We start from the raw sequence: 26,080 nt of genomic DNA, 5'->3' as shown, positions 1-26,080 counted from the left end.
TTCACACCTTCTACGCCCGCAATGAACAACAGCATCCCCAACACCGGCGCACTCGCGGGCATCCGCGTGCTCGACATCTCGCGCATCCTCGGCGGCCCCTACTGCGGCCAGATCCTCGGCGACCACGGCGCCGACGTGCTGAAGGTCGAGCCGCCGCAGGGCGATGACACCCGCACCTGGGGCCCGCCCTTCCGCGACGGCGTCGCCTCGTACTACCACGGGCTCAACCGCAACAAGCGCACCATGGCGCTGGATCTCGGCAGCGAAGAAGGCCGCGAAGCCTTGCTGTCCCTGGTGGCCGAGGCCGACGTGCTGATCGAGAACTTCAAGACCGGCACGATGGAGCGCTGGGGCATCGGCTACGACGAGTTGTCGAAGCGCTTTCCCGGGCTGATCTGGTGCCGCGTGTCGGGCTTCGGCACGGATGGTCCACTCGGCGCGTTGCCGGGCTACGACGCCGCGGTGCAGGCCATGACCGGCATCATGAGCGTCAACGGCGAAGCCTCCGGCGATGCGCTGCGTGTCGGCCTGCCGGTTGTGGACATGGTGACCGGGCTCAATGCGGTGATCGGCGTGCTGCTCGCGCTGCAGGAGCGCCAACGCAGCGGCCGCGGCCAGTTCGTGGAAGCGGCCTTGTACGACAGCGGCCTCTCCCTGTTGCACCCGCATGCCGCCAACTGGTTCATGGACGGCCGCACGCCGAAGCGCACCGGCAATGCGCACCCGAACATCTACCCCTACGACGCGCTCAACACCGGCACCGATCCGATCTTCCTGGCGGTGGGCAACGACCGCCAGTTCGCGAGCTTCTGCCGCGTCATCGGCCGGGCGGAACTGGCCGAGGACCCGATGTACCGCGATGCCGGCGGGCGGTCCGTGAACCGTGCGTCGCTCAAGCAAACGCTGGAAGCAACACTGGCCTCGTTCGACCGCCGCACGCTGGTCGACCAACTGATGGCCGCCGGCGTGCCCGCAGCACCGGTGCTGCCCGTCGACGCGGCGCTCAACCATCCGCACACGGCGCACCGCGAGATGGTGGTCGAGATGCCCGGCGGCTATCGCGGCATCGGCGCGCCGGTGAAGCTGAGCCGCACGCCGGCCAGCTATCGCCATGCGCCGCTGACACCGGGCGACGGCTTCCTGGACATGCCCGCCCAGTCCGACACCTGATACGACTTTGCAATCCATCGCAGAGCAAGGCGGAGCGCCGCAGACAGTGCCGTAGCACGGCACGGCGATCCAACGCAGTCACGCGCTTGATTGCGAAGTCGTACAAGGCGAGAACCGCACCGCCGCATGCGTCTGCCCCTGGTGTAAATTGCCCCCAGGGAGGCAAACATGACCAGGCTGGCAAGAATGCTCGGCGCCGCGCTGGCGCTCGCGTTGATGGCGAACATGGCCTGCGCACAGGCGCTGAAGGAAGTCCGTCAACTCGAGGGCATCACCGAGTACGCCTTGCCCAACGGCTTCAGCCTGCTGCTGGCGCCGGACGCCTCCACGCCAACCACCACGGTCAACCTGACCTACCGCGTCGGCAGCGCGCATGAGGGCCATGGCGAGACCGGTGCGGCGCACTTGCTCGAACACATGCTGTTCCGGTCCACCGCCACCATTGCCGACCCCAAGGCTGAACTGAACCTCCGCGGCGTGCGCTGGAACGGCACCACCGCACAGGATCGCACCAACTACCTCGCGTTTTTCCGCAACAACCCGGAGACCCTGGATTGGACCCTCGCCTGGCTGGCCGAGGCCATGACGCGGGCCAACATCCGCAAGGGCGAATTCAGCAGCGAACTCACGGTCGTGCGCAATGAAATGGAGCGCGCGGAGAACGACGCCACCGGCGTGCTCGGCAGTCGCATGCTGGCGACCGCCTACGACTGGCACGGCTACGGCCACAGGCCGCTGGGCGCGCGGTCCGACGTCGAGCACATCCCGATCGAGCGGCTGCGCTCTTTCTATGAGCGCAACTACCGCCCCGACAACGCAGTGCTGGTGATCGGCGGGACGTTCGACGCGGCGGCGGTCCGGGCCCAGGTCGAGAAAACCTTCGGACCGATCCCGAGGCCCATGGAACGAATGCCGGCGCCTTACACGGTGGAACCCGCGCAGGACGGCGAGCGCAGCGTCGTCCTGCGCCGTGTCGGTGGCAGTGCGAAGGTGGCCGTGCTGTACCACGTGATGCCCGCCACGTCGCGCGCGTTCGCACCCTTGGCGGTGCTGGCGCAATCCATCGGCATGGATGGCGGGCCCCTCAGCGAGGCGCTGATTCGCCGCGGCGTCGGTACAGCGCAAGCCAGCTTTGTCCCTTTTCTCGGCGAGCCAGGCTATCTCACGGCCGGTCTCACCCTTGCCGAAGGCACCAGCGAGGCCGAGGCGCTGCGAGCCGGCCAGGCACTGGCGCGCACCATGGAATCGCTCCGCCTGACCGAATCCCAAGTCGAGCAAGCGCGCAGTCGAGCGCTCAAGAGCCTCAACGACATCACGCGCAATCCGGAGAGCCTGAGCCCGGCCCTGAGCGAAGCGATCGCGCGTGGCGATTGGCGTCTCTGGTTCGCGATGCGCGACTGGATCGCCAGTGTCACGCTGCCGGAAGTGCAACGCGTGGCCGACACCTGGCTGCTGCCATCGAACCGTACCCTCGGCACCTACCTGCCCGCCCACGAACTTCCGCCGCGCGCACCCCTGATGGCGCCGGTGGATGTCGCCAGCGAACTGGCCGACTACAAGGGCGGCACTGCGTCGGCGGCACCGGCCGACGACTTCCCATCGACCGTGTCGAACATCGAGGCGCATGCCGTCTATCGGCAGTTGACCGTGGGCGGCGAACCCGGGCTCAAGCTGGTCATGCTGCCGCGCCCCACCAAGGGCGATCGCGTGACCGGCACGCTGCGCCTTCGCTGGGGCAGCGCCGAAAGCCTCAATGGCCAAGTCGCCGTCGCGGAAATGGCGGGCCGCATGCTGATGATGGGGACACAAGCGCGAAGCGCCGATGACATCTCGAAGTCGCTGCTCGCACTGGACGCCACCCTTCGCATCGGTGCGAATGCCGGCGCGCTGACCGCCAACTTCGAAGTGCCGGCCCGCCACCTCGCCAGCTTCGATGCGCTGCTGTCGGAGATCCTGCGCAGGCCGCGATTCGGCGATGCCGCGTTCCAGCAGGTGCAAGCGCTCTCGCTGGCCGGCTTGGCGAGCTCAGGGTCCGATCCTGCCGTCGTCGCGAGCCTCGCGTTGCATCAGGTCTTTTCCGCGCCAGCGACCGACCAGGCCGGACGGGATGCGGGCCGCTATCCGCCCGGCGACCCCCGCACCCTGCGTACCCTCGACGAGCAGATTGCGCAGATGCGAGCCCTCACCCCCGCCCAATTGCACCTCTTCTGGGCGCGCTTTGGCGGCGCCCGCGACGGTGAGCTGGCACTGGTCGGGCCGGTACAGCCCAACGAGGTCACGGCGCAATGGCAGAAGGAACTCGGGGAATGGGCCAGCCAGGAGCCGCGGCACGGATGGTCCGCTGAATGGCCGACCGACCTGGACCGCATGCCACCCTCCCCGCCCCTCTGGATCCCGGACAAGGCCAACGCCAGCTATGTCGCACGCATACCGCTGGCCATGAATTCCGAGTCCCCGGACTACCCCGCGCTCTTTGCCGGCATCCGGATCCTGCGAGGCTCGCTGGCCAAGCGCGTGCGCGAAGACGAGGGGCTGAGCTACAGCATCGAGGCTTCGCTGAGCGCGCCATCTGCCAGCAAGGAACTGACTGGCGGCCATGCGGCGTCCATCAACCTCGCCGCCAGCTTTGCCCCGCAGAACCGAACTCGGCTGCAAGCCATCGTCCGTGATGAACTGACCCAGCGCGCCACCGCTGGCTACAGCGACCGCGAAGTCATCGTCTCGACGCGAGCCATCCTCAGCGCACGCGTGGACGACCTGGCCCAACCTGCCACGCTGGCCGCAACGCTTGCCAATCTTCTGCGCCATGGCCACGGCATGCAGCGCCATGCGGCCTTCGATGAGGCCTACAGGAAGCTCGACGCCAACGCGGTAAACGCAGCCCTGCGCAAGTACCTGCGCCCGGACCGCATGGTCGAGATCATGGCTGGCACCTTTCCTTGACCTTCCCGCGCAGCGCGCAGCACCGCCCTCACGCAAATACAGGCTTCGCAGCCAACGCCCGGACTGAAACCGCTCGGCCCCGGGTCGTTCGCAAATGCAAATACGAGTACATTTTCGCCAAAGCAAGGAACAATGCCTCGCAAATTCGAGGAATCATCATGTCAACTGCGGTCGCGGCGCGTACAGCGCTGGTGCTCGAAACCAACAACCTGCGAGGCGGCCCCGGCATGGAATTCGTCTCCGCAAGCCTGCAGCGCCTGGTCCTGCTGCTGGGCCAGCAGACACTGCCGCTCACGGCGCTCGGGCAAGTCGTCATCTTGCACGACGGCCTTCCACCCCATATCTGCAAGAGCATCGAGCGACTGGCGCACCGGCAAATCGACTTTGTCGAGATCGAGGACTACACCGGCTACTACTACGCCAAGAACGTGGGTTTCGACGCAACCGATGCGGCCCGCTGTGACTATGTCGCCTTTGCCGATGCCGACTGCCTGCCGGCGGCCGACTGGCTCGAGCGCCTGCTCGAGCCGCTCGACGGCCCCGACGGCCCCTCCGTCGTGGCCGGCCGCACCAGCTACGACACCAGCCTGACCGGCATCGCGCTGACCACGCTGGACTTCATGTACTTCCCAAGCCCGCTGCGCCCGGGCGGCACGCGCAATTTCTATGCGAACAACGTGGTGTTCCGCCGCGACGTGTTCGAGCGCTACAGCTACCAGGCGCTGGACGGCGTCTACCGGCTGGATTGCCAGGTGCTGGGCCTGCGGCTGCAGGCGGAGGGCGTGCCGGTCTGCTACGAGGCCCGTGCCCATACCCAGCACCGCCTGCCGGACACGCGCCGTGAATGGTTCAAGCTGCGGTGGCTGCGCGGGCAGGACAGCCACGGCCTGACGCCACTGCTGGTCAAGACCTACATGCCCGCACCCATGCAGTGGCTGGCCCACAGCGGCCCCATCGGCCCGCTGTGCGTGCTCGCGTCACGGCTGGTGTTCAGCCTGCGCGCCATCAACCACCAGGACCTTCCGCCCGTGCGCGGCGTGCGGTGGCTTGGCGCCGCCGCGCTGGTGCTGGCGTATTCGGCAATCGACATGACTGGCGCGCTGTTTCGCAGCCTTGGCGTGCACACGCCCAGGCACTCCAAGGCGCACGTGCAGGCCCTCTCGTACCACGGTTGAACCGACGCGGATGCGTCCGTGTGGCTTGGCCGGAAGCGGGCCGGGCGTCATCGCCGCCGAGACTCGCTGTCCTCAAGGCGCAACCGGATTCCCAGGCGATCCCAAGGCCGCGGTCCCGAGCACCGGGCCGGAAGCCGAGGGCAGCAACGGATCGTGCAGCATGACGCTCTTGCCTACACCAACGCCGACGCCACCAATGCCTGCGCTGGCTCCGGCACTGGCATAGAGCTGGCCCCGGTGATTCAAGCTGACACCTGCGCCCAGCGGGCCCCAGCCCGTGCTGACGCCGATGACGGGGCCGCCCGGGCCCACGCCCAGATTCAGCGAGAGGCCCGGAACGATCGGCACGCCGATGCCCGCCCCCACGGCGCAGCCGGCCAGTGCAACGCCGGCCGCGAAGACGGCAGCGCCCGCGACCAAGCGCCGCGTGGCGCGGACCAGAGTGCCCTGAGGCGAGTTGGAAGTGGTCAAGTGGCTCCTTCACAAAAATGGCCGGACTGCGTGCCCGGCCTTCCGCGTCCGACCCGATTGCAACGCCTGAACGCTACGCCGTCGCACGCAGGCGGCGGCGCGCGTTGGCATTCAGCATTGCCTAAATCAAGAGCGCATTGACGCGGCGCACATAGGCAGCCGGATCTTGCGGCATCCCACCCTCGGCCAGCAAGGCCTGGTCGAACAGGATGTTGGCCAGGTCGTCGAAATGTGCCGAAGTCTCCAGCTTCTTCACCAGCGCATGGTCGGCGTTGACTTCCAGCACCGGCTTCAGTTCCGGTGCGGGCTGGCCGGCCTGCTTGAGCATGCGCGCGAGCTGCGTGCTCATGCCGCCGTCCTTCACCACCAGGCAGGCCGGTGAGTCGACCAGGCGCGTGGTGACGCGCACGTCCTCGGCCTTGTCCTTGAGCGCTTCCTTCAGGCGCTCCAGCACGGGCTTGAAGGTCTCGGCAGCGGCTTCCGCGGCCTTCTTCTCTTCCTCGTCCTGCAGCGAGCCGAGATCGACCGCGCCCTTGGCTACGCTCTGCAGCGGCGTGCCGTCGAATTCGTGCAGGTAGCTCAGCGCCCATTCGTCGACGCGGTCGGTCATCAGCAGCACCTCGATGCCCTTCTTCTTGAAGAGTTCGAGCTGCGGGCTGTTCTTGGCGGCGGCGAGCGTGTCGGCCGTGATGTAGTAGATCGCCTCCTGGCCTTCCTTCATGCGGGCCTTGTAGTCGGCCAGGCTCACGCTCACGGTGTCGCTGGCGCTGGACGCGAAGCGCAGCAGCTTGGCGATGCGGTCGCGGTTGCCGTGGTCCTCGCCCAGGCCTTCCTTCAGCACGGCGCCGAACTCGGCGTAGAACTTGGCGTACTTGCCGGCGTCCTCGCTGTGGGTCTCGGCGGCGTCTTCCTTCTTGTCGACGACATCGGTGACTTCGTCGTCGGCATTGGCCTCATCCGCGGGCTTGGCGTCTTCCGCAGTCTTGGCCTCATCCGCAGGCTGGGCGTCTTCCGCAGCCTTGGCGCTCGCAGCGGCCGCCGCCTTGTTCGCCAGGTCCTCCAGCATCGCCAGCACGCGCTTCGTGCTGCCTTCGCGGATCGCCTTCACGTCGCGGCTTTCCTGCAGCAGTTCGCGGCTCACGTTGAGCGGCAGGTCGGCCGAGTCGATCACGCCCTTGACGAAGCGCAGGTAGCTCGGCAGCAGCGCCTCGGCATCGTCCATGATGAAGACGCGCTTGACGTAGAGCTTGAGGCCCGCGCTCTTGTCGCGGTTCCACAGGTCCATCGGCGCCTTCGACGGGATGAAGAGCAGCTGCGTGTATTCGGTGCTGCCTTCGACGCGGTTGTGGCTCCAGGCCAGCGGCGCCTCGTAGTCGTGGCTGATGGTCTTGTAGAACTCGCTGTACTGCTCGGGCGTGATGTCCTTCTTGGCGCGCGTCCAGAGGGCGCTGGCCTTGTTGACCGGCTCCCATTCGCCAGTCTTCACCATGTCGCCGGGCTGGTCGTTCTCGCCTTCCTTCCATTCCTCTTTTTCCATGAGGATGGGCAGCGAGATGTGGTCGGAGTACTTGCCGATGACCTGCTTGAGCTTCCAGGCGTTGAGGTAGTCCTCCGCATCCTCGCGCAGGTGCAGCGTGACGCTGGTGCCGCGCTGCGGGCGATCGATGGTTTCCACTTCGAAGTCGCCGGCGCCGCCGCTGACCCAGCGCACGCCCTCGCCCGCCACCATGCCGGCGCGGCGCGATTCGACGGTGATCTTGTCGGCCACGATGAAGCCCGAATAGAAGCCCACGCCGAACTGGCCGATGAGCTGTGCGTCGGCCTTCTGGTCGCCGCTCAACTTGCTCATGAAGTCCTTGGTGCCGCTCTTGGCGATCGTGCCCAAGTTGTCGATGGCTTCCTGCTTGCTGAGGCCGATGCCGTTGTCGGCGATGGTCAGGGTGCGGGCGGCCTTGTCGAAGGTCACGCGCACTTCCAGGTTGGGCTGGTCTTCGTACAGGCCGCCGTCGTTGATGGCTTCGAAGCGCAGCTTGTCGCACGCGTCCGACGCATTCGAGATCAGCTCGCGCAGGAAGATTTCCTTGTTGGAGTAGAGCGAGTGGGTGACGAGGTGAAGCAGCTGGGCGACTTCGGCCTGGAACGGGAGTTTGGTGCTGGCGCTGGTCATTGGGAAAAAACGGGTTTGGATGGTCGAAAGCCGGCGCGGTGCCGGCCCGGACCTCAGTTGGTCACGGGTCTCGCATTTTCAACTGCCGCGAGGCGTCGGACATGTAAGTCAAATCACCGACATCACCGGAACCGCGCGGCGCTTTTGCAACGCCGATTCGTGATGTTTTCATCGAAATGCAGGTTCGCACGTACGACCGCCCCACCATTGATAGCCGGTGCCATACATTTGTCTCCGAGGCCTTGTCACCCTCCATTCAACTTTGTTTTTGTTAGGGGATGGATCATGAAAAAGTATTACTTGATTCCTGTCATGGCCATGGTTGCGACGCCGCTCGCCGCGCTGGCCGAATCAAATTACGTCTCACCCGCAGCAGCGGGGGCCACGGCCGCCGCCAAGCTCGACTTCCGCATCACCGTGCCGCGCGTGCTGTTCCTGCAAGTCGGTACCGGCACCAAATTCGCCAACAACACCACCGTCGATCTCATCGACTTCACGGTCCCGGCGGGCAACGTCGGCAATGGCACGGTGGTGGCGGCGACCGCCCCCAGTGGCGACCTCGGCACCGGCGCAGTGACGGTGCGACTCATGGCCAACGGCGCCAGCACGGTTTCCCTGAACTCTGCCGTCACGCCGCTCAACAACGGATCGGGCAGCAACGTCGGCTGGGACCGAATCGCGGTGGCGAGCGCACCGCTCACGGCGGGCATGACGGCCGGCTACAACAACACCGGAATCGCCCATCCAACCTTCGCCCCGAGCAACACCGGCAATGGGCAACCCACCAATATCGCCGCCGTCAACGGCACGGTGCGCGAGGAGGGCAAGTGGACCTTCACCTACCTGAACCAGGACGTCCTGGCGGCAGGCACCTACGGTGGCGTGAACACCCAGGGCGGCCGCGTGACCTACACCGCCACCATGCCCTGAACGACTGACGTTCAGCAGCCATGCGCCTGATCGCGCAGTGGCGGCCCTGGGCTTGGCTTGTTGCCGGCCTGGCCGCCTGGACGGCGTCGGCGCAAGCCGAATCGAACTATGTCGGGGTGCCGTCGGGCGCCATGAGCGCCACGGCGCACCTGGATTTCATCGTGACGATTCCCCGCGTGCTGTACCTGCGCGTGGGCACCGGCACTGACTACGCGAGCGTAGGCTCCGTCGACCTCATCAGCTTCACGGTGCCGGCTGCGTCGGTCGGCAACGGCACGCCGGTGGCCGCGACCGGCGGCGACTTGAGCGCCGGCGCCGTGACCGTGCGTGTCCGCGGCAACGGCGGCGACATCACGCTCAATTCGATCACCTCCGGCCCGCTCAACAACGGCGTGGCCGCCCAGCAAATCGGCTGGAACCGCATCACCGTGACACCGGGGCCGCTGGCGGCGACGACGAACGGGTTCAACAACGGCGCCATCACGCACCCGGCCTTCAATGCCGCAGGCGGGCCGGGTACCGCCGTGCTGCTGGGAAGCACCAACAGGCTGGTCCAGCGCGAAGGCCGGTGGACCTACGGCTATGCCAACGTCGACGTAGTGGCTGCGGGCAGCTACGGCGGCATCGGCGCCAACAACGGTCGCGTGACCTACACGGCGGCCATGCCGTGACACCTCTCCTGACTCCACCTCACTCCGATCGCCATGCCCACCAAGCTTCATCGCCGATACGCCGCCGGCCTGCCGGCACCCGCGCTCCTGGGACTCGCCGTGCTACTGGGCTGCGATCAGGCCCGCGGGTATGAAGTGACCATCTCGACCGGCTCGCGGGCGCTCTACCTGCAGGTGGGCACCGGCGGGATGTCAGGTCGGTACGAAGACGGCGGCACGCCTGGCAACAACGCCTCCATCAATAGCGTGACGGCCACCGTCACCGCCGACACGCTTGGCAGCGGCCCGCTGAGGATGAGCACCAACAGCAGCGTCAACAACAGCCCGTACGACGGTTTCAACTATTGCGACTCCGGCGCTGGGGCGGTCTACGTGGGCGGGTTCTACCGGACGCCGGGCGCCGCAGGCAGTGCGGCCAGCTTGACGGTCAACACGCCGCCAAGCCTCGTGGGTACGGGCGGCGCGACGATCCCGTTCAGCACGATCTCATGGGTCTCCGGCGGCCAGGACGACACCGGCGCTCCGGCGATCCGGAGCGGCACTTTCACGAGCGGCACCCAGACCATCGCCAATTCGATCCCCCGCAACACCTGGTTCGAGGGTTGCCTGACTTTCACTTACGCCAACGACCAGATGCAGCCGGCCGGCACGTTCACCGGCCGGGCCACCTACCAGTTGGCTGCGCCATGACCCGGTGGATGCGCGGCATCGCATTCGCGACTCTTCTTGCGCTGGGCTGCGCGGGCACGATGGCTGCGACCTTTCGCGTGGACGACACCGGCACGGTGGTCAGCCAGCCGGTCACGCCGATGCGCTGGCGCCAGCTGGTGCCTTCGCGCAATGCGGACCACACGGTGGAAGGCCGGCTCAACGTTGCGCTGCGGCTCAAGCTCTCGGCATGGGTGAACCGGCCGGCCCGCATCTACATGGTGCTGGCGCCGACCGAAGGGCAACGGCTCAGCGCCACGTGGCGCACGCAGGGCCGGCTGCTGCCCGGCGCCTTGCGCGGCGGCGATCGAGCCGTGGTGTTCGACGGCCTGGTGCGCGATGCCTTCCTGACCGAGACCCTGGAGCTCAGCCTCATGGCCGACGGCCGGCTGTTGACGCGCATGCAGTCGCTTCATTTCCATTTCGAGATCGAGGTTTCGCCTTGACCGCCCTTCCGTGCTCCTTTGCCCTCCGCGTGTCGGCGCGCCAGTTGCTGCTGGCGTCGGTCTTCGGCGCGGCCTGTCCCGCAGCCCTCGCGCAGTTCGCGCTGGCCGTGTCGCCGCCGCGCTTCGAGATCCGTGCGGAGCCGGGCAAGGCGGCACGCCAGGTCATCGAGCTCTCGCAGGTCGACGCCCGACCCGGTGGCTACAGCGTCCGCACCGCCGATTGGCGGCTGCAGGCCGATGGTTCCGTCGACTTCAAGGAAGAACTGGCGCCAGGCAGCTGCCGGCCGTGGGTGGCCATCGAGCGCAGGGAGGTCGTGGTGTCGCCCGGTCGCCCCTACCGCTACCGCATCGAAGTCATGCCGCCTGCGGACACGCCGCCGATGGAGTGCCGCTTCGCAGTGCTCATCGAAGGCAAGGAGCAGGCGGCCGGGCCGGGCGTGCCGGTCGGCCTGGCCGGGCGCATCGGCGTGATCGTCTACGTCGCGGTGGGCAAGGTGCAGCCGGCGCTTGCGATCGTCGGCAGCGCGGTGCAGCAGGTCAACGGCCAGCGCACGCCCATTCTCAAGGTGCGCAACGACGGCAATGCGCATGGGCGCCTGGCCGGCTTCCTGGCTGGCACGGACGCCAGCGGCACGGCGCTCGAATTCACTGCGGCCAGTGCACCGATCCTGCCGGGGGAAACACGCGATATCGCCCTCGCAGCGACGCGCCCTGGCAACGCCGACGCACAGGTGCAGGTGCGCTTTCCGGTGACGGTGCGGGGCAAGCTCGAATGGGGTGAAGCGGGGACGACGGAAATCGACGAGCGCTTCGGCCCATGATGCCGCGCTGGCCCTGGGTTGCGCTGGGCTTGCTCGGCGCGGGCGGTCATGCGGCCGAGCCTGTGCGCGTGCCTGACGCGGACCGCGCGCCCTACGAGGACCGCGTGCTGGACGAGGCGCCGCAGGCCGTGCAGGAGACGGAACCGGCCGCGCCGGACACCGGCTGGCGCCGCGGCGGCAGCGTGGAACTGCAATCGCTGCGCCAGGGCGGGGCGAACCGGATCCGCAACGAGACACTGCAGATCGACGGCTACCTCGACACGCCCAACCACGGCACCTTCTCCGCCGACCTGCACATCAACCGCTACCGCAACCGCATCACCGTGGACTCGCTGGGCGGTCGCGCCGGCAACCTCTTCTACAGCCTCTCCTACCGCGACGGCAGCACCGGCCGCATCGACCAGCGTGGCATGCCCTTCGGCAATGGCTGGTTCGCCAACAACAGCATCGGCAACATCAACACCGCGGCCACGCCGATGTCGCGCGGGATGGGCCGGGTCTACCTGCCGTCCCTGCCGATCGAAGGCTTTTCCTCGAGCCTGGAGCAGGGCACACGCACCACGCTCAACCTGTCGGCCGGCCGGCTTGGCTTCTTCGAGGGCCTTGATTCGCAGGGCTTTGCGCTGGGACGCGGGAACACCGTGACGCTGGGCGCGCAACGACAGATCGGCGGCGGCGACAACCCGCTCGGCATCGGCCGCAGCGACGCCGCCTTCCAATGGGTGGAGACGCGCAACGCCAACTTGAACGGCCTGCCCGGCTTCGCGCAGGACACGCGCTCGCTCTGGGGTGCCGTGTCATGGCAAGGGGTGGCGCCGTGGGCCGAGGCGATCGGTCCGGGCATCGGGCCGGTGCAGGAGCGCCCAGGCGGCTTGCGGGTGCAGGCCAACTATGCGCACAGCACGGGCCAGCCTTCGGTCCGAGGCTCGCTCGCGCCGCGTGATTCGGCCAACGGCCTCTGGGTCGATGCCTTGTGGCGCGGCGATTGGCTGCAGCAGGGCGTCAGCGTCTTCAGCTTCGATCCGGCGCTGCGCTGGGGCAGCAATCCGCTCGCGGGCGACCTGCGCGGCGCGTCATGGCGCGGCGACTTGTCGACACGCCAGTGGCAACTCAGCGCCAATGTCGAAGCGAGCGACAGCGTGAGCGGGATGCAGGGGCGGTCGGTGTTCGGCAACCTGTACGGACGCTACCGCTTCGACTCGCGCGATGCGCTGGCTGTCACGCTGGCGGCCCGCAGCGGCAGGCAGGCCGCGCAATCCTTGCAACTGAGCTGGGAGCGCATCTCGCCGCGATGGGGCCAGAGCCAGTGGCGCGCCGACTTCGCGCATGGCGAGCGCCAGCGGCTGGCGCGCATCGGCGTGGATCACCAATGGCGGGTTGGCGAATCGAGTTCGCTGTCGACCACGCTGGCCTTCGAGCAGTCGCGGCAGTACGGCTTCTCGACGCGTTCGGTGATCTGGGGCGTGCTGGGCAGCCTGCCCTTCCTGGCCGGCGGGCGGCTCGACCTGAGTGCGCGCGGCAGCAACGGCATGGGCGACAACACCAGCCGCTACCTCGATGCCAACGCACGCGTGATGTGGCCGTTGGGCGCGGGCTGGTCGGTGGTCGCGCAATACACGGCGGCGCGCGGGCGGGAACCGTTCAACCCGGCCGTGGTGTCGGCGCTGACCACCGCCATGCAGGCGCCGGTCTTCAAAGCGCCATCGAACCGGTCGATGCAGGTCGCGCTGCGCTGGGAGGCCAGTGCGGGCGTCAACCTTGCGCCCATCGGCGGCGCGCCGGGCATGGGCTCGGGCCGGCTCGAAGGCCATGTCTACTTCGACCCGAACAACAACGGCCAGCGCGAGGCCGGCGAAGGCGGCGTGCCCAACGTGACGGTGACGCTGGATCGCCGCTATGTGGCACGCACCGATGCGCAGGGCTACTACGCCTTTCCGGCCGTGGCCACCGGCAGCTACCGGATCGAGGTGGTGCCCGACAACGTGCCGCTGCCCTGGGCCGTCGTGTCGCGCGACGGGGTCATGGCGCAGGTCTACGTGCGCAGCACCGCCGTGGCGGACTTCGCGGTGCAGCGCGAGAGATGATCACCCGGCCCGGGCACGCGCGCTGTCACCGAGGCAGGGATTCCACTTCCCGCGTCCACTTGTCGATCAGCCGCTTGCGCTCGGCCGCCTTGCCGTACTTCTCGAAGTCGTACTTGATGAGCTTGACGCCATCCGATGAGGGGATGCGCGGGTCGGGCTTGAAGGTCTTGTTGGCGGGGGTCTGGAAGCTGCCGGCCTTGGCGCCGATGGACTGGCCCGCCGGGCTCATGAGCCAGTCGTAGTACTTGACCGCGTTGGCCTTGTTGCGCGCGCCCTTCACCAGCGCGATGCCGCCGATCTCGTAGCCTGCGCCTTCACAGGGCGATGCGGTCTTCACCGGGAATTTGTCGTAGCGCCAGCGTTCGAAGCCGAACAGGAAGCTCACGCCGATCGCCACTTCGCCCTTGGCCACGTTGGGCGCCTGCGCCTGGCCGCTGCGGGTGTAGCTGGTGACGTTCTTGTGCAGCTTCTTCATGTAGTCGAAGGCGGCGTCCTCGCCCATCAGCTGCACCAGGCCCGCGATGATGGTGTAGGCGGTGCCGCTGGTCGCGGGATGCGAGATCTCGATCTCGCCCTTGTAGTCGGGCTTGACCAGGTCGGCCCAGCACTTCGGCTCGGGCAGCTTCTTTTTCTTCAGCACGTCGGTGTTGAAGCCGAAGCCGATGGTGCTGGTGTAGAAGCCGCCGACCTGGTTGCTGCTCATCGCGTACTGGCGCACGGACCAGTCGAACAGGTCGTTGAGGTAGGTCGGCCGATAGGCATCGAGCAGGCCCTGCTCGGCGGCTTGCAGGAAGGGGTCGCCGGTGCCGCCCCACCAGATGTCGGTCTTGGGATTGGCCGCCTCGGCCCGAAGCTGCGCGCCGATCTCGCCGGTGCCCTTGTGCGCCTGGTTGACCTTGATGCCGGTGGCGCGCGTGAACTCGGCCGCGGCCGCCTCGCACCAGCCCGCATCGGTGCTGCACAACGCGTTGACCGTGCCCTGCTGCGCCCAGGCGTTCATGCAGAAGACGCCTGCGGCGGCGGCCACGACCCAAGACGTGGTGACGCGGCGCGTCCGGCCCGTCCTCCGCGGTGGATCCAGCCGGTATGGCGAAGCCACACCGGTGCGGGAACGAACTGCGACGGCCTTGATGGCAACTGGAGACATGCGGCAACCCCATGAAAAGAGACGAAACCGCAGGATAGCCGCGCGCCGCCGGAAAGCCGGTGGATTCGTGAACAGGTTCCGCGCAAGCGATGCGCACAGGTCGTAAGACCTCGCCCAAGCTTCGCTATCGCTCCCACAATCCGCCCAGCCCGACTCCGTTCGGGCGTTTTTTCGACTTCACAACAAGGACTTCAGGGATATGGAACACAGCACTTTCAAGAAGTGGTCAGCCGAGTTCGCCGGTACTTTCTGGCTCGTCTTCGGCGGCTGCGGCAGCGCCGTCCTGGCGGCCGCGTTTCCTCAACTGGGCATTGGTTTTCTCGGCGTGTCGCTGGCCTTCGGGCTGACGGTGCTGACCGGCGCCTATGCCTTCGGCCCGATCTCGGGCGGCCACTTCAACCCGGCCGTGTCGGTGGGCCTCGTGGTCGGCGGGCGCTTCCGCGGATCGGAACTCGCGGGCTATGTCATCTCGCAAGTGCTGGGCGCCATCGCGGCGGCGGGTGTGCTCTACGTGATCGCCACCGGCAAGGCCGGCGCGGACGTCGGCGGCTTCGCGACCAACGGCTTCGGCGAGCATTCGCCGGGCAAGTTCAACATGACCGCCGCGCTCGTCACCGAGGTCGTGCTGACGGCCATCTTCCTGATCGTCATCCTCGGCTCGACGGCCAAGCGCGCCGCCGCCGGCTTCGGCGGAATGGCGATCGGCCTGTGCCTGACGCTGATCCACCTGGTGTCGATCCCCGTGACCAACACCTCGGTGAACCCGGCGCGCAGCACCGGTGTCGCGCTGTTCGGCCCCGGCTATGCGATGTCGGAGCTGTGGTTGTTCTGGGTCGCGCCGATCGTTGGCGCCATCCTTGGTGCGGTGATCTACAACGTGCTGCTCAAGGAAGACTGAAGATCGGCGTATCAGTCACCTGCCTGTTCGTGGGCACTCGCGGAACCGGCTTTGCCGGGCCGCTGGGTGCGCCCCCTTGAAGGGGGAGCGCCGCAGGCGCTCGGGGGTGGGCCAAATTTCAGCCTCCCGAGCCCGGCAGCCGATGCGCCATGGTCTCTCCGACGGATTCGCTGCCGGTGGTGTGCGCCGCGGCCACGGCGCCCTTGTAGGCCTCGTCGGCCGACATGCTGGAGTTCAAGGCCGGCGCGGCGGTCGACTGGCCGACGGCCTCGCTGCTGCCGCCGGCATGGGCTGCGGCAATGGCTTCGCGCTGCACGTCCTCTGACCTGACCGTCGAGTTCATCGCCCTCGGGCTGGTGGACTGGCCGATGGCCTCGGTGCCGTTGGCTTCGCGTTCGTCCTGCACCTGCGCCTGCGCGAAAGCCGATGCAACGCCCAGCGCTGCGAATGCGGTGATGGCGGCGGTCACGACGTGACGGGTGAATGCTTGCATGGTGGGTGTCTCCTGAAAAGCTTCACTCTAGGCAAGCAGAGTGAGCGCTCCATGAGCAAAGTCTTAGGCGGGCGTGAGCAGGTGCACCCGGGCGATGAGGCCGTTGGTGCCCTCGCCGTCTTCCATCCTGTCGCGCAACTCGATGCGCAGGCCCTGGCGAGCCGCCGCAGCCTGCGCGATGGCCAGGCCCAGCCCGCTGCCGCCGGGCGGCGTGCCCGGCACCCTGAAGAATCGATCGAACACCTGGTCGCGCCACTGGGGCGCGATGCCAGGTCCATCGTCGACCACATCGACCACGGCGCGGCCGTCGATCGCATGCAGCCGCACGTCGACCACGCCACCCTCGGGCGTATGGCGCAGGGCGTTGTCCACGAGGTTGTCGAACACGCTGTGCAGGTCGGTGCGTGATGCATCGAGCACCGGCGCAATGCGACCGTCGAAGCCGACATCGACGCTGCGCTGGTCGGCCAGCATCATGCGTTGGCCGAGGCTCTCGCGCAGCAGCGCGGCCACGTCCACTGGCGCGCGGGCATCGTTGATCGCACCCTCCTGCCGCGAGAGTTGCAACAGTTGCTCGATCAGGTGCTGGGCGCGGGTGACGCCGGCCTCGAGTTGCGAAAAGCGCTCGCTCGCCTCGCCCCGCGGCACATGGCCTCGCAGGTTCTCCAGTTGCAGGCCGATGGCGGCCATCGGCGTGCGCAATTCATGCGCGGCATCCTGCACGAAGCGGCGTTGCGCGACGAAGGCATTGCGCAGTCGGGCCAGCAAGGTGTTGAAGGCCGCGACCAGCGGGCCGATCTCATCTGGCACGCGCGCCAGCGGCAACTCGGCCACGCTGCGCTCGTCCTGCGCCGCCACTTCGCGCGCCACGCCGCGCAGCGCGCGCGAGGTGGCGCTGACGATGAGCCACAGCATCAGCAGCGTGGCCGGCAGCATCAGCGCCAGCGGCAAGCCTTCGTACAGCGCGCGCTTGGCGATGCGCTTTTGCCGGAAGGCTTCACTCTGGAGGACCTGCACGCGCGGACGATCGGGCTGCTCCGCATCCTCGGGCACCGTGAAGACGCGCCAGCTCTGTCCCTCGCCCGGCCCCGATCGCACGTCGGCAAAGCCCGGCGTCTGCTGCAGCGGGACGGCAGCCACCGGATAGCCGCTCGCGAGCGGCACGGCGCCGTCGGCCGACCACTCCTGCACCACGACCGCGCCATGCACCTGCACGTCGGCGGCATCCAGCGCCTGCAAGGGACCGGGCTTGCGGTTGCCGGCACGGGACTCGGCCACCAGCCGCATCTGGTCGTCCATGAAGGTGTGCACCATGCGCCCGTAGGCGCCGAAAGAGAACCAGGCGGTGGCGACCGCGGCGATCACATGCAGCGTGATCAGCCACAGCAAGAGGCGCGTGCGCAGCGAGCGCGGGCGCCAGCGGCCCCTGTCCCGCGAGCTCATGCCGGCACCGCGACGCGCCAGCCCAGCCCTCGCACGTTGCGGATCGCATCGGGCCCGATCTTGCGGCGCATGCCGTGGATCAGCACGTCGACGGCGTTGCTGGTGACTTCCTCGCCCCAGCCGTAGATGCGGTTCTCCAGTTGCTCGCGCGAGAGGATGGCGCCGGGGCGTTCCAGCAACGCATGCAACAGCGCGAACTCGCGGGCGGTGAGCATCTCGCGCACGCCGTTCTGCAGCACCTCGCGCGTGGTCAGGTCGAGTTGCAGCGCGCCGGAGCCGATCAGCGAATGCGCGGCCCCGTCGCGCCGGCGCACGATGGCGCGCATGCGGGCGAGGAGTTCGCGAAAGGCAAAGGGCTTCTGCAGGTAGTCGTCCGCGCCGAGGTCGAGCACGTGGATGCGGTCCTCGATGTCGCCGCGCGCCGTGAGCACCAGCACGGGCGTGGCATCGCCACTTTCACGTGCGCGGCGCAAGACTTCGGCGCCGTCCCGGCCGGGCAGGCCCAGGTCGAGCAGGACGCAGGTGTAGTCGCCGTCATCGAGCGCGCTTTGCGCCAGCGGTCCGTCGCGCACCCAGTCGACCGACCAGCCCGCGCCTTCCAGGGCCTGGCGCAGGCTGCGCCCGATCATCTCGTCGTCTTCCACCAGCAATGCGCGCACGGTTGTCCTCGGTCTGCGAAAACCCAGGCGGGAGGCTACGCCTGAATTGTTAGGCGTGCATGAGGAGGGGCCGACGCGCCCAGGGGCTCTCAAGTCGATGTGGCTTTGCCAGCTTGACTTGATGCCCCCGGGGGAGCGGGCCGGGCTCGGCCCGGCCCTGGGGGTTCAAAATTTTTCGTGCGGGCCCAGGTAGCGCCACTGGCCCGCCGGCAGGTTGCCCAGCACCACACGGCCTATGCGGATGCGCTTCAAGCCGACGACCTTCAGGCCGACCTGCTCGCACATGCGGCGGATCTGGCGCTTCTTGCCTTCGGTGAGCACGAAGCGCAGCTGCTCGGGGTTCTGCCAGTCGACGCGCGCGGGCTTCAGTGGCTGGCCGTCAAGGCTCAGGCCGTGGCGCAGGCGCGCCAGTTGCGCGGGGGGAAAGACCTTCTGCACGTCGGTCGCGATGTCGCCCTTGTCGCCGGGGCCGCTGCCGGGCGGCAACCAGGTCACGCGCACCAGGTATTCCTTCTCGATGCCGGAGTCCTCGCCAATCAACTGGCGCGCCACGCGGCCGTCCTGCGTCAGCACGAGCAGGCCGACGGAGTCGATGTCGAGCCGGCCGGCCGGCGCGAGGCCGCGCAGTTGCGGCGGCGAGAAGCGATTCGTGCTGGGGTCCTCGCGCCAATGGGTGCGCGGGTTGATCAACATGACCGCGGGCTCGTGGCCGTCCTCGGCCTGGCCGCTGACATAGCCCATCGGCTTGTGCAGCAGGATGGTGACCTGCGTGGCCTGGTGGCCGTGCGCCTTCTTGTCGACCTCGACGCGGTCGGCCGGCGTCACCTTGACGCCCATCGGCGCGACCTGGCCGTTCACCTTGACCCACCCCTGGTCGATCCAGAGATCAGCCTCGCGGCGCGAACACAGGCCCAGCTCGGCCATGCGCTTGTTGAGGCGCACGGCGCCGGGGGCGGACGGGGATGGAGCGTCGGTCATGGTGCCGGCGATTATCCCGAAGCGCGCCATCGCGCTCTCCGGCCGATGGGCCGAAGTGGCCTTCCATGTCGGTGGTCTCAGGTGGTGACTGGACGGACGCCGTGGGGAACGGGGCTCAGTGCTGGCCGACGCGCGTTGACTTGCCATTCCTACACGTCGGACGCGCCGCAGTCGCACGCTGAGCTTCCTTCCCCTGCGGACAAAGGAGTCCACCATGCCAAGAGGTGACAAATCGTCGTACACGGACAAGCAGAAACGCCAGGCCGAGCACATCGAGAAGGGTTACGAGCAGCGCGGCCTGAGCGAGGGTGAGGCCGAGCGCCGCGCCTGGGCCACGGTGAACAAGGAAACCGGTGGCGGCAAGAAAAGCGGCTCGGGTCGGGGCAAGCCGGAGAACCATGCGCCCTCGCGCAAGGGCGGCCGGCTGGGGGGCGCTGCGTCCGCTTCGCGCACGGCGGAAGAGCGCTCAGCCTCTGCGAAGAAAGCTGCCGCGACGCGCAAGCGCAACGCGGCGGCAGGCCAGCACAAATAGCCTGCCCCAGCCGATCCGCAAGTGCCGGCCACACGCGCGACGCGCGGGGAAACCTCAGGCGCTCGGCGAGGCCGAGGCTTCCGCCGCAGCAAGCGCGTCGCGCATCGCGTCCACGTCCACGCGCTCCAGGTAGCGCGGGATGTTGCGCCAGAGCGTGTGATAGCCATAGCCGCCACGAAACATCTCGTACCGCGCCGCATCCTTGCTCCACCTCTGCACCACCATGCGGTAGAGCGCGATCACCACGCCGGTGCGGTCGGCGCCATGCCAGCAGTGGACCAGCACCGGGCCCTTCTTCTCCGCTTCGCGGATCGCGATGAGCGCCCGCAACACCTCGTCGTCGTTGATCGACCAGGTGTCGATGCGCACGCGCTGGCGTTCGATGCCCGGGTGGTTGCGAAACGCGCGCTCGTCGCTGTTGAAGGAGCGGAAGCTCAGCACCGTGCGGATGCCGAGCGCTTCAAGCGCCGGCACCTCCTCGCGGCGCGGCTGGCCGCTGCGGTACAACGTGGGCGTGACGCGATGCAGGTTCTCGGGCAAGGCGGTCAGGTCGCCTGGCAGCGGCTCGGCCCAGTGATCGGGCCGCACATCGAGCACAGCGTAGCGCCGCCGCGAATAGCGTCTCATCGTCGGACGCGGCCGGAACGATGCAGCAGCCAGACGATCAGCACGGCACCGCCCAGCCCGATCCAGTAGTCGACCGGCGCCCCCAGGAACCAATGCGGATGCCACGCGACATGCACCGGATCGAACTTGGCCCAGCCATACGCCGGGTTGGCCACGAACCAGACGAAGTCCTCGACCATCCAGAAGGTCATGACGCCGGCCAGCGCGAGCGCGGCATCGCGCCACTCCCACTTGCCGTTGAAGGCGAGCGGCGAGAAAAAAACCAATGCCATGAACGAGAACACCCACGCGTGATAGCCGGTCATCGCGCGGCCGCCCCAGAAGATGTCGAGCAGCCAATGCTTCTCGATGCGCCAGGTCGGCAGGTTGGCGGCCCAGCCGGCGCTGCCTTCGATCTGGATTTCAACATTGGCGAAGAAGAACGCCATCAGGAGTACCCACGCGAGGTACCCCGCAGTCCGACGAACGCTCATCCCTACCAGCAGTTCGCCAAGGTCAGTTCATTGTTGGCCAGGTCGTAGTTGGACTTGGATCCATCGGCCTTGATGCGGAATTCGAGGCAGTCGCGGTCTGCGGTTTGCGGGGTGCCTGCCTTGGGCTTCGCCTTGGCGACATATCCCGTGGCATCGGCGGCTACCGTGAGCTGGTAAGAGGCCGACCCGCTCGAGCTGATGTCCAACGGCCACGTCGTCCCGGCGGGACCATAGCCGAGCTCCACAGGATCAAGTGAATATGCATTGGTATTGCTGAACACGCGTTCCTCCCTTGCTGCCAATTCCAACAACGCATTCTTGGCGTCGGCCCTGCGCGACTTGAGGATGTACGACTGGTAGGACGGATAAGCGATGGCGCTCAGGATCCCGATCACGGCCACCACGATCATCAGTTCGATCAGCGTGAAGCCTCGCACATGCTTGCGTCGCGACACCGGGCCGGCTTGACAAGAAAAAGTGGCCTTGATCATAGCGGCGTCCTCTCGTGGCATGGGTTGGCAGTTGCGCTGCGTTGTCGACAAAGGCACATCAGCGCCGCTTGATCCAGGTCAGCCGCGCGCCGCTGCCCTTGGGGGGCACGACCTCCTCCGCCTTCGCCACGCCGCCCACCGTCTGCATGACCCCGAACCTCCGGGTGCCGACGCTCACGACCGAAGGGGAGCCCACGCCACTCAGGCCGATGCCCGCTATGACCTGTCCCGGGGCGGCCACGAGGCTGCGCGCTGCATTGACGAAGTAGGTTGTCGGAGGCGGCGCGCCCGTGCCCGGATCGATCACCATGGTGAAGCCCGAGGCTGGTTGCTGGTCGCAACTCAACACCTGGTTCACCGCTGGCAACGTGGTGTTCACCAGGAACAGCCCGTCGGTAATGATCGGGTTGTAGACGATCTGCTCGGTGGGATCCAATGGCACCGACCATCCGAACTTGTCGTTGCCGCTGGCGCAGGCGGTCGAGCCCGCCCAGCAGATCGGGTTTCGGCTCACGACGCGCGCGCCCGAGATCTGGCCGCTGGAATAGCTGGCTTCCGTGATCACCGTCTGCGCCTGCAGTGTCGACACGTTCACCGTCTGGGGGGCAGCCAGGCTGGTGTACTGCGTCGAGCCCTTGGTGTTCCAGCCGGGGGCAGCGACGGTGCCGTCCATGTCCCAATCCCATACGCCGAACATCTGCTGCGCGCCCGTGGCGGGCTTGGCGGCGGCGCTCAGGGTTTGCGGATAGATCTGGCCGGTGCCGAAGCTCACCATCAGGCGCGGCGCCGTGGACCCGGCCATAACCGATGTCACGGTCATGCGGGAGGTGATCGGCAGGCCGCCGGTGGAGAAGATCGGGTCCAAGCGGACGCCCCAGTTGGTCGGAATCGCGCTGGTCACGTCGTAGCGCCAGACATTGCCGAACACGTCGCCCGCGTAGAGGTAGTCGATGACGTTGTCGCCGTCCAGGTCCGCCGAGGTGACGTAGGCGATGCCGTTGCGCTCGCCCGTGGTCTTGCGGGCCGAGCCGGTGCCCGCCGCCAGGTAGCGGAAGGTCTTGACGCCGGTGAGCTGGTCGACCGTCATGATGAAGATGCCGGCGCCGCCGTTCTTGCTGTTGAGGCCGTTGCCGAAAATGACGGCCCAGTTGCCGTCATGCATGCGCCGGATGATCGGCGTGCCGTAGGTGCTGCCCAGGTTTTCGTTGCAGTTCAAGGTCGCCAGGCAGGACAAGTTGCTCGAGCTCCATTCGCCCACGACCAAGGTGCCCGCATTGCCTTCCGAAAAGTCGTTGGGGGTGGTGACGTCGAGTGCGTAGATCGCGCCGGTGGCGATGTTGGTGTTGTCGCCGATCACCCCAGCCGCGTTGCCGCCGGCGCCGAGCCCGCCCACCAGCCATGTGTGCCACTGACCGTTGTAGTACAGGTCACCCGTGCCCGGCGTGGCGTCGACGAAGGAATTGTGGCCATATTGCGGCGACGAGAAGTCGAGCGCCGGCGTGGTGGAGTAAATGGTGTTGAGGGCCTGCGCGGGCATGTAGGCAAGGACCTCCTTGCCGTCGTTGTTGGCCGCGTTGAAGGCGCCTGCGGCGTCGTACGCACCCGCCCGAAACCCGTGCAGCATGCCGTCGTTGGCTCCCGCGTACACCACGTTGGTCCGGGTGGCCTGGGCCAGCGCGAAGGCGCTGTAGCTCGAGCCTTCCTGCACGGCAGTCCGCGACAGCAGATCTTTCCAGGACGCCGTGAATGGGGCTCGCGGCGGGCCGACCCAGGTCGGGCTCGAGTTGATGATGTCGCCCAACACGCTGTCGCGCACCCGGTAGTACGTCTTGCCGGCCACCGGGTTCGCTGGCAGTTCGTTGGTGCGGTCCCCGCGCAGGTACTTGAGCCGGTCCTCGGCGTTCAACGCGTTCTTCTGCGCGTCGCTGATTCCCGGGAAACCGGTGGCACCCCACCGAAAAGGAACACCGATCGAATTGTCCGAAGTGAGGATGTTGCGGTCGTCGGAAGCTTGCGTGGGGGTGGCGACGCCGGTGCTGTCGCAGACACCGCCCGTGAGCACACAGCTCCCATCCCAATTGGCCTTCGCACTGATCGACACCGCGCCAGTCGCATCGATCCCCAGGTTCGTCGCGGTGAGCTGCCCCCACCAGTTCACGGGATGGTAGCTGGCCAGGTAGAGCTGCGTCCCGACCCGAACCTGCGCCGCGTTGATGCCAGCGGAACTCGAGGCCACGTTGACCGGCGCCGCCTTGAAACAGACGATCTCGTGCACGTTGGTGCCGCTGCCGGTGCCGGCAACGAATCCGAAACGGAACTTGGTGGGCAGCGGCCCATTGTCGGCGGTGATCAGCTTGTTGTTGATCACGCTCTGCGCTGCCCCGCCGTCATAGCTGTAGTTCAGGCTCAGAAAGCCGTCCTGCGTGATCTTCAAGCCATAGGTGATGGGCTTCGCATTGCCCCGCGTCGGATTCGCGATGCCTTGCTGATTGGCGATGGGGGACGTGGCCGGCAGCGTGCTGGTGGCGATGTGGTTGTAGTCAAGGACCGGGTTCAAGGTCGCGACGGGCGCCGAGGGGTTGCTGTAATTCCAGAGCTTCCCGGTGCGACATGTGTTGCCGACGGCTTCCTGCTGCTGGGCCGCGGTCAGGCTCGTCGGGTAATTGTTTGCGCTTGCGGAGTCACTGCTGAGCCCGGCCCAGTTGACATTGCCCGCGCCACGCAGCGTGACCCCACCGGGGACGAATCCCGGCCCGGTGGCGGTGTTGTCGCCCGGGTTCGCGAAGTTGCCGAACTCGTCGATCCCCAGGCCCACGTATCCGCCATACAGGCCATCGTTGTTGCCCTTCGCGTTGGCACAGCTGTAGCCCAGGCTGCCGCCGTCCGCGCCGGTCTTCGTGGTGGCATCGACGTTCGTAACCTTGTCCCCATTCACCAGGAAGAAGGCAATCCCGTCCGCCCCCGTCCCATTGGCGCCATTTCCTCCATAGGTCACCGTCTTGAAGGTCACCTCCACCCCCTGGTTGGATTGAAAGTCGAACTTCGAATAAACGGCGCCGGTCTGGCCTGTGCTGTTGGAACCCCCATTGGTCAGGCGCAGCGCACCAGCGCCGACCGGATCGGCGGTGGTAGCGAGTTGTCCCGTGACGCCGCCCACCAACGTTGATCCCCTGCTCACGTAGTACGGATGCCCGACGCACTTGGGAATGGAGCCTGAGCCATCGCCAGCCGTGAGGCAGGCGCCGCCAAGGCTCTGCCAACGATATGCCGACGAGGCGCCGGTCAGCGTGTCGCTGATGACCTCAGCCTGCGCGCCCAGGGCCCAGGGCCCGAGCGCCAACAGCGTCAGGAGCCAACGGAAGAATCGGGAGGTCATTGTGTGGGTTCCCCGCTGAGGTCCTTGGTGGTGGACCAGGTGTAGGCGTAGACGCTCTGCACCACGCTGACGGTCGAATCGCGCCCGCCGTAGCCGACGCCGGTGACCTGGTAGACCTTGCGGCCCGTCCCATCCTCCAGCAGCGCAATGTGCAGGGCGGGCGTTGCGGCATAGTTGACATCGCCGACGGTGCCTTTCGTCGGGTCGGTATTGACCTTGCCCGTGGCGAGCACCGGCATCTGTGGCGGCTGGTAGGTGATGCTGCTGCTCCAGGGCAGCGTTCCGGGATTCACCAACTGGCTGCCGATGCCGCAGATCCGCATGTTGCTCAGGACGTTTCCATCGACAGTGCCGCTGCAGGCGCCGCCAGATCCGGCATTGCCTTCTTCGCCCAGCCACCACTCGCCATAGCGCACCGCGCTCTCGGCCGCCTGAAGGGAGCGCTGCTTCTCCAGCGTGTTGCCGGCAATCGACTCCTGCGTGCCGAAGCTGCGGTACATGCTCACCGCCACCAGCGAGACGATGACCAGGATGAGCAGGCTGGTCAGAAGCGCGACACCGCGTTGCGCGCGGCCTGGGGAAGAGCGAAAGTTCTGCTTCATTTGATATTCATGAGGTTGATGACCTGGACCACCTTGACGGATCCAGCCGAGCCGTCGACCTTCTTTCGAATGAATTCGAGCGTGACCCGGGCGGTGTAGACGTTGCTCCAGAGCGCCGCCGTGATGCCCGAGGCCGGCATGTAGGTGTCGACGGCGCGCTTGGCATCGCCATCGGTGTCGACGCCATACATCACGCTGAATGACTTGACGTTGCTCGCCAGCGCCACGGGCGCGCCGGCACCCGTGCCGTCGTCCAGCGTGCAGGTGAGTTCGTTGTTGGCATTGACCCTGAAGGTGTTGACCGTCACGGCCACGCTGCCGACGGCACCCGCGGTGTTGCCAACTCCCTGGCAATTCAACAGTCCATCGCCGTTCGCGCGCTGGTAACGCACCGTGACGGTATCGGACAACACCCCGGTGCCAGAGCCGTCGCCGGTGCCAACGATCCCCTGTGCGGGCGCGAAGGCGTAGCTGGAGCCATCGGCGCGGGTCACCACAGGCACCTGCGGCAGCTCCGAGGCCCGCGTATTGACGACCGGGTCAACGTAGTAGCCGGTCGACTGGATGGTGGTGGTCAGCATGGTGAGCGCGAGTCGCTGGCTGTCCTGCAGCTGCGCGAGATCGTCCTGCGCGTTGAAGGTGCTTTTCATGTTCAGGTAGACGTTGAGCACCGCCGCGAGCAGGAACAACGCGATGGCGATCGCCACCATCAGCTCGATCAGCGTGAAGCCGGCTTGTCGGGCTGCGCGCAGGATGGGTTGACTTCTTCGCATGG

24 protein-coding genes are annotated in these 26,080 nt (G+C 67.3%); 11 read left to right on the top strand and 13 right to left on the bottom strand.

Going from position 1 to position 26,080, the window contains the following annotated elements:
- The first annotated feature begins 21 nt into the window (after nucleotides 1-21).
- The 3 genes from WKW82_RS09765 to WKW82_RS09755 all read left to right on the top strand — a co-directional run bounded on the left by WKW82_RS09765 (nucleotide 22) and on the right by WKW82_RS09755 (nucleotide 5,288).
- A complete protein-coding gene (locus WKW82_RS09765; RefSeq protein ID WP_340342087.1) occupies nucleotides 22-1,170 on the top strand; it encodes a CaiB/BaiF CoA transferase family protein in 1,149 nt (382 codons plus the stop codon).
- A 168-nt stretch (nucleotides 1,171-1,338) separates the two neighbouring features.
- Nucleotides 1,339-4,113: a M16 family metallopeptidase gene (locus WKW82_RS09760; protein WP_340342086.1), complete on the top strand. Its 2,775-nt coding sequence runs from the start codon at nucleotides 1,339-1,341 to the stop codon at nucleotides 4,111-4,113.
- A 158-nt stretch (nucleotides 4,114-4,271) separates the two neighbouring features.
- Entirely contained in the window at nucleotides 4,272-5,288 is a 1,017-nt protein-coding gene (locus WKW82_RS09755) for a glycosyltransferase family 2 protein (protein ID WP_340342085.1), read from the top strand.
- Nucleotides 5,289-5,360: 72 nt separating this feature from the next.
- On the opposite strand, the gene WKW82_RS09750 is transcribed toward WKW82_RS09755, so the two are convergent.
- Complete coding sequence (locus tag WKW82_RS09750) at nucleotides 5,361-5,759, bottom strand: hypothetical protein (RefSeq protein WP_340342084.1); 399 nt, start codon at nucleotides 5,757-5,759, stop codon at nucleotides 5,361-5,363.
- A 121-nt stretch (nucleotides 5,760-5,880) separates the two neighbouring features.
- The gene (gene htpG / locus WKW82_RS09745) at nucleotides 5,881-7,926 is read right to left on the bottom strand and encodes a molecular chaperone HtpG (protein WP_340342083.1); all 2,046 of its coding nucleotides are present in this window, start codon (nucleotides 7,924-7,926) and stop codon (nucleotides 5,881-5,883) included.
- Nucleotides 7,927-8,211: 285 nt separating this feature from the next.
- Here htpG and WKW82_RS09740 point away from each other — a divergent pair, with 285 nt between their 5' ends.
- From WKW82_RS09740 to WKW82_RS09715, 6 genes are read left to right on the top strand one after another with little or no spacing between them, the layout of a single operon-like run.
- Nucleotides 8,212-8,856 (top strand): hypothetical protein, encoded by a 645-nt coding sequence (locus tag WKW82_RS09740; protein ID WP_340342082.1) that lies wholly within the window; start codon nucleotides 8,212-8,214, stop codon nucleotides 8,854-8,856.
- 20 nt (nucleotides 8,857-8,876) lie between these two features.
- Nucleotides 8,877-9,527, top strand: a complete 651-nt coding sequence (locus tag WKW82_RS09735; protein ID WP_340342081.1) for a hypothetical protein — start codon at nucleotides 8,877-8,879, stop codon at nucleotides 9,525-9,527.
- 33 nt (nucleotides 9,528-9,560) lie between these two features.
- On the top strand, nucleotides 9,561-10,217 hold the full coding sequence (locus WKW82_RS09730) for a hypothetical protein (RefSeq protein ID WP_340342080.1): 657 nt from the start codon (nucleotides 9,561-9,563) through the stop codon (nucleotides 10,215-10,217).
- Nucleotides 10,214-10,681: a hypothetical protein gene (locus tag WKW82_RS09725; protein ID WP_340342079.1), complete on the top strand. Its 468-nt coding sequence runs from the start codon at nucleotides 10,214-10,216 to the stop codon at nucleotides 10,679-10,681. Before WKW82_RS09730 ends, WKW82_RS09725 begins: the two co-directional genes overlap by 4 nt.
- Nucleotides 10,678-11,502: a fimbrial biogenesis chaperone gene (locus WKW82_RS09720; RefSeq protein ID WP_340342078.1), complete on the top strand. Its 825-nt coding sequence runs from the start codon at nucleotides 10,678-10,680 to the stop codon at nucleotides 11,500-11,502. Before WKW82_RS09725 ends, WKW82_RS09720 begins: the two co-directional genes overlap by 4 nt.
- On the top strand, nucleotides 11,499-13,586 hold the full coding sequence (locus tag WKW82_RS09715) for an SdrD B-like domain-containing protein (protein WP_340342077.1): 2,088 nt from the start codon (nucleotides 11,499-11,501) through the stop codon (nucleotides 13,584-13,586). The genes WKW82_RS09720 and WKW82_RS09715 overlap by 4 nt, the downstream gene beginning before the upstream one ends.
- 25 nt (nucleotides 13,587-13,611) lie before the next feature.
- Here the strand turns inward: WKW82_RS09715 and WKW82_RS09710 are convergent, their stop codons facing one another.
- Nucleotides 13,612-14,586, bottom strand: a complete 975-nt coding sequence (locus WKW82_RS09710; protein ID WP_340342076.1) for an ABC transporter substrate-binding protein — start codon at nucleotides 14,584-14,586, stop codon at nucleotides 13,612-13,614.
- A 346-nt stretch (nucleotides 14,587-14,932) separates the two neighbouring features.
- On the opposite strand from WKW82_RS09710, the gene aqpZ reads away from it, so the two are divergent.
- A complete protein-coding gene (gene aqpZ, locus WKW82_RS09705) occupies nucleotides 14,933-15,631 on the top strand; it encodes an aquaporin Z (protein ID WP_340342075.1) in 699 nt (232 codons plus the stop codon).
- Between the two features lie 118 nt (nucleotides 15,632-15,749).
- Here aqpZ and WKW82_RS09700 read toward each other — a convergent pair whose 3' ends face one another.
- The 4 genes from WKW82_RS09700 to WKW82_RS09685 form a co-directional block, all read right to left on the bottom strand.
- On the bottom strand, nucleotides 15,750-16,124 hold the full coding sequence (locus tag WKW82_RS09700) for a hypothetical protein (protein WP_340342074.1): 375 nt from the start codon (nucleotides 16,122-16,124) through the stop codon (nucleotides 15,750-15,752).
- A 63-nt stretch (nucleotides 16,125-16,187) separates the two neighbouring features.
- Nucleotides 16,188-17,567, bottom strand: coding sequence for a sensor histidine kinase (locus tag WKW82_RS09695; protein WP_340342073.1), 1,380 nt, complete (start codon nucleotides 17,565-17,567; stop codon nucleotides 16,188-16,190).
- Nucleotides 17,564-18,226 (bottom strand): response regulator, encoded by a 663-nt coding sequence (locus tag WKW82_RS09690; RefSeq protein ID WP_340342072.1) that lies wholly within the window; start codon nucleotides 18,224-18,226, stop codon nucleotides 17,564-17,566. The genes WKW82_RS09695 and WKW82_RS09690 overlap by 4 nt, the downstream gene beginning before the upstream one ends.
- 165 nt (nucleotides 18,227-18,391) lie before the next feature.
- The gene (locus tag WKW82_RS09685; protein WP_340342071.1) at nucleotides 18,392-19,204 is read right to left on the bottom strand and encodes a pseudouridine synthase; all 813 of its coding nucleotides are present in this window, start codon (nucleotides 19,202-19,204) and stop codon (nucleotides 18,392-18,394) included.
- A gap of 214 nt (nucleotides 19,205-19,418) precedes the next feature.
- On the opposite strand from WKW82_RS09685, the gene WKW82_RS09680 reads away from it, so the two are divergent.
- A complete protein-coding gene (locus tag WKW82_RS09680; protein WP_340342070.1) occupies nucleotides 19,419-19,736 on the top strand; it encodes a plasmid stabilization protein in 318 nt (105 codons plus the stop codon).
- Between the two features lie 54 nt (nucleotides 19,737-19,790).
- Here the strand turns inward: WKW82_RS09680 and WKW82_RS09675 are convergent, their stop codons facing one another.
- From WKW82_RS09675 to WKW82_RS09650, 6 genes are read right to left on the bottom strand one after another with little or no spacing between them, the layout of a single operon-like run.
- Nucleotides 19,791-20,363 carry a tyrosine-protein phosphatase gene (locus tag WKW82_RS09675; RefSeq protein ID WP_340342069.1) on the bottom strand — a complete coding sequence of 191 codons (573 nt, stop codon included), beginning with the start codon at nucleotides 20,361-20,363 and terminating at the stop codon, nucleotides 19,791-19,793.
- Nucleotides 20,360-20,791, bottom strand: a complete 432-nt coding sequence (locus WKW82_RS09670) for a hypothetical protein (RefSeq protein WP_340342068.1) — start codon at nucleotides 20,789-20,791, stop codon at nucleotides 20,360-20,362. Before WKW82_RS09670 ends, WKW82_RS09675 begins: the two co-directional genes overlap by 4 nt.
- A 47-nt stretch (nucleotides 20,792-20,838) precedes the next feature.
- A complete protein-coding gene (locus WKW82_RS09665; RefSeq protein ID WP_340342067.1) occupies nucleotides 20,839-21,327 on the bottom strand; it encodes a type IV pilin protein in 489 nt (162 codons plus the stop codon).
- A gap of 58 nt (nucleotides 21,328-21,385) precedes the next feature.
- A complete protein-coding gene (locus WKW82_RS09660) occupies nucleotides 21,386-24,703 on the bottom strand; it encodes a pilus assembly protein (protein WP_340342066.1) in 3,318 nt (1,105 codons plus the stop codon).
- The gene (locus WKW82_RS09655; RefSeq protein WP_340342065.1) at nucleotides 24,700-25,305 is read right to left on the bottom strand and encodes a pilus assembly PilX family protein; all 606 of its coding nucleotides are present in this window, start codon (nucleotides 25,303-25,305) and stop codon (nucleotides 24,700-24,702) included. The genes WKW82_RS09660 and WKW82_RS09655 overlap by 4 nt, the downstream gene beginning before the upstream one ends.
- A complete protein-coding gene (locus WKW82_RS09650; protein ID WP_340342064.1) occupies nucleotides 25,302-26,078 on the bottom strand; it encodes a PilW family protein in 777 nt (258 codons plus the stop codon). Before WKW82_RS09650 ends, WKW82_RS09655 begins: the two co-directional genes overlap by 4 nt.
- Nucleotides 26,079-26,080: the final 2 nt, after the last annotated feature.

Source organism: Variovorax rhizosphaerae (genome assembly GCF_037889975.1).
GTDB classification, from domain to species: domain Bacteria; phylum Pseudomonadota; class Gammaproteobacteria; order Burkholderiales; family Burkholderiaceae_C; genus Variovorax; species Variovorax rhizosphaerae.
This window is presented reverse-complemented; position numbering and strand designations above follow the sequence as displayed.

Bases quoted from the DNA above. Each gene is read 5' to 3' on its own strand.
- WKW82_RS09765 (WP_340342087.1), top strand. From the start codon at position 22: ATGAACAACAGCATCCCCAACACCGGCGCACTCGCGGGCATCCGCGTG.
- WKW82_RS09760 (WP_340342086.1), top strand. From the start codon at position 1,339: ATGACCAGGCTGGCAAGAATGCTCGGCGCCGCGCTGGCGCTCGCGTTG.
- WKW82_RS09755 (WP_340342085.1), top strand. From the start codon at position 4,272: ATGTCAACTGCGGTCGCGGCGCGTACAGCGCTGGTGCTCGAAACCAAC.
- htpG (WP_340342083.1), bottom strand. From the start codon at position 7,926: ATGACCAGCGCCAGCACCAAACTCCCGTTCCAGGCCGAAGTCGCCCAG.
- WKW82_RS09740 (WP_340342082.1), top strand. From the start codon at position 8,212: ATGAAAAAGTATTACTTGATTCCTGTCATGGCCATGGTTGCGACGCCG.
- WKW82_RS09735 (WP_340342081.1), top strand. From the start codon at position 8,877: ATGCGCCTGATCGCGCAGTGGCGGCCCTGGGCTTGGCTTGTTGCCGGC.
- WKW82_RS09730 (WP_340342080.1), top strand. From the start codon at position 9,561: ATGCCCACCAAGCTTCATCGCCGATACGCCGCCGGCCTGCCGGCACCC.
- WKW82_RS09725 (WP_340342079.1), top strand. From the start codon at position 10,214: ATGACCCGGTGGATGCGCGGCATCGCATTCGCGACTCTTCTTGCGCTG.
- WKW82_RS09715 (WP_340342077.1), top strand. From the start codon at position 11,499: ATGATGCCGCGCTGGCCCTGGGTTGCGCTGGGCTTGCTCGGCGCGGGC.
- WKW82_RS09710 (WP_340342076.1), bottom strand. From the start codon at position 14,586: ATGAACGCCTGGGCGCAGCAGGGCACGGTCAACGCGTTGTGCAGCACC.
- aqpZ (WP_340342075.1), top strand. From the start codon at position 14,933: ATGGAACACAGCACTTTCAAGAAGTGGTCAGCCGAGTTCGCCGGTACT.
- WKW82_RS09700 (WP_340342074.1), bottom strand. From the start codon at position 16,124: ATGCAAGCATTCACCCGTCACGTCGTGACCGCCGCCATCACCGCATTC.
- WKW82_RS09695 (WP_340342073.1), bottom strand. From the start codon at position 17,567: ATGAGCTCGCGGGACAGGGGCCGCTGGCGCCCGCGCTCGCTGCGCACG.
- WKW82_RS09685 (WP_340342071.1), bottom strand. From the start codon at position 19,204: ATGACCGACGCTCCATCCCCGTCCGCCCCCGGCGCCGTGCGCCTCAAC.
- WKW82_RS09680 (WP_340342070.1), top strand. From the start codon at position 19,419: ATGCCAAGAGGTGACAAATCGTCGTACACGGACAAGCAGAAACGCCAG.
- WKW82_RS09675 (WP_340342069.1), bottom strand. From the start codon at position 20,363: ATGAGACGCTATTCGCGGCGGCGCTACGCTGTGCTCGATGTGCGGCCC.
- WKW82_RS09670 (WP_340342068.1), bottom strand. From the start codon at position 20,791: ATGGCGTTCTTCTTCGCCAATGTTGAAATCCAGATCGAAGGCAGCGCC.
- WKW82_RS09665 (WP_340342067.1), bottom strand. From the start codon at position 21,327: ATGATCAAGGCCACTTTTTCTTGTCAAGCCGGCCCGGTGTCGCGACGC.
- WKW82_RS09660 (WP_340342066.1), bottom strand. From the start codon at position 24,703: ATGACCTCCCGATTCTTCCGTTGGCTCCTGACGCTGTTGGCGCTCGGG.
- WKW82_RS09655 (WP_340342065.1), bottom strand. From the start codon at position 25,305: ATGAAGCAGAACTTTCGCTCTTCCCCAGGCCGCGCGCAACGCGGTGTC.
- WKW82_RS09650 (WP_340342064.1), bottom strand. From the start codon at position 26,078: ATGCGAAGAAGTCAACCCATCCTGCGCGCAGCCCGACAAGCCGGCTTC.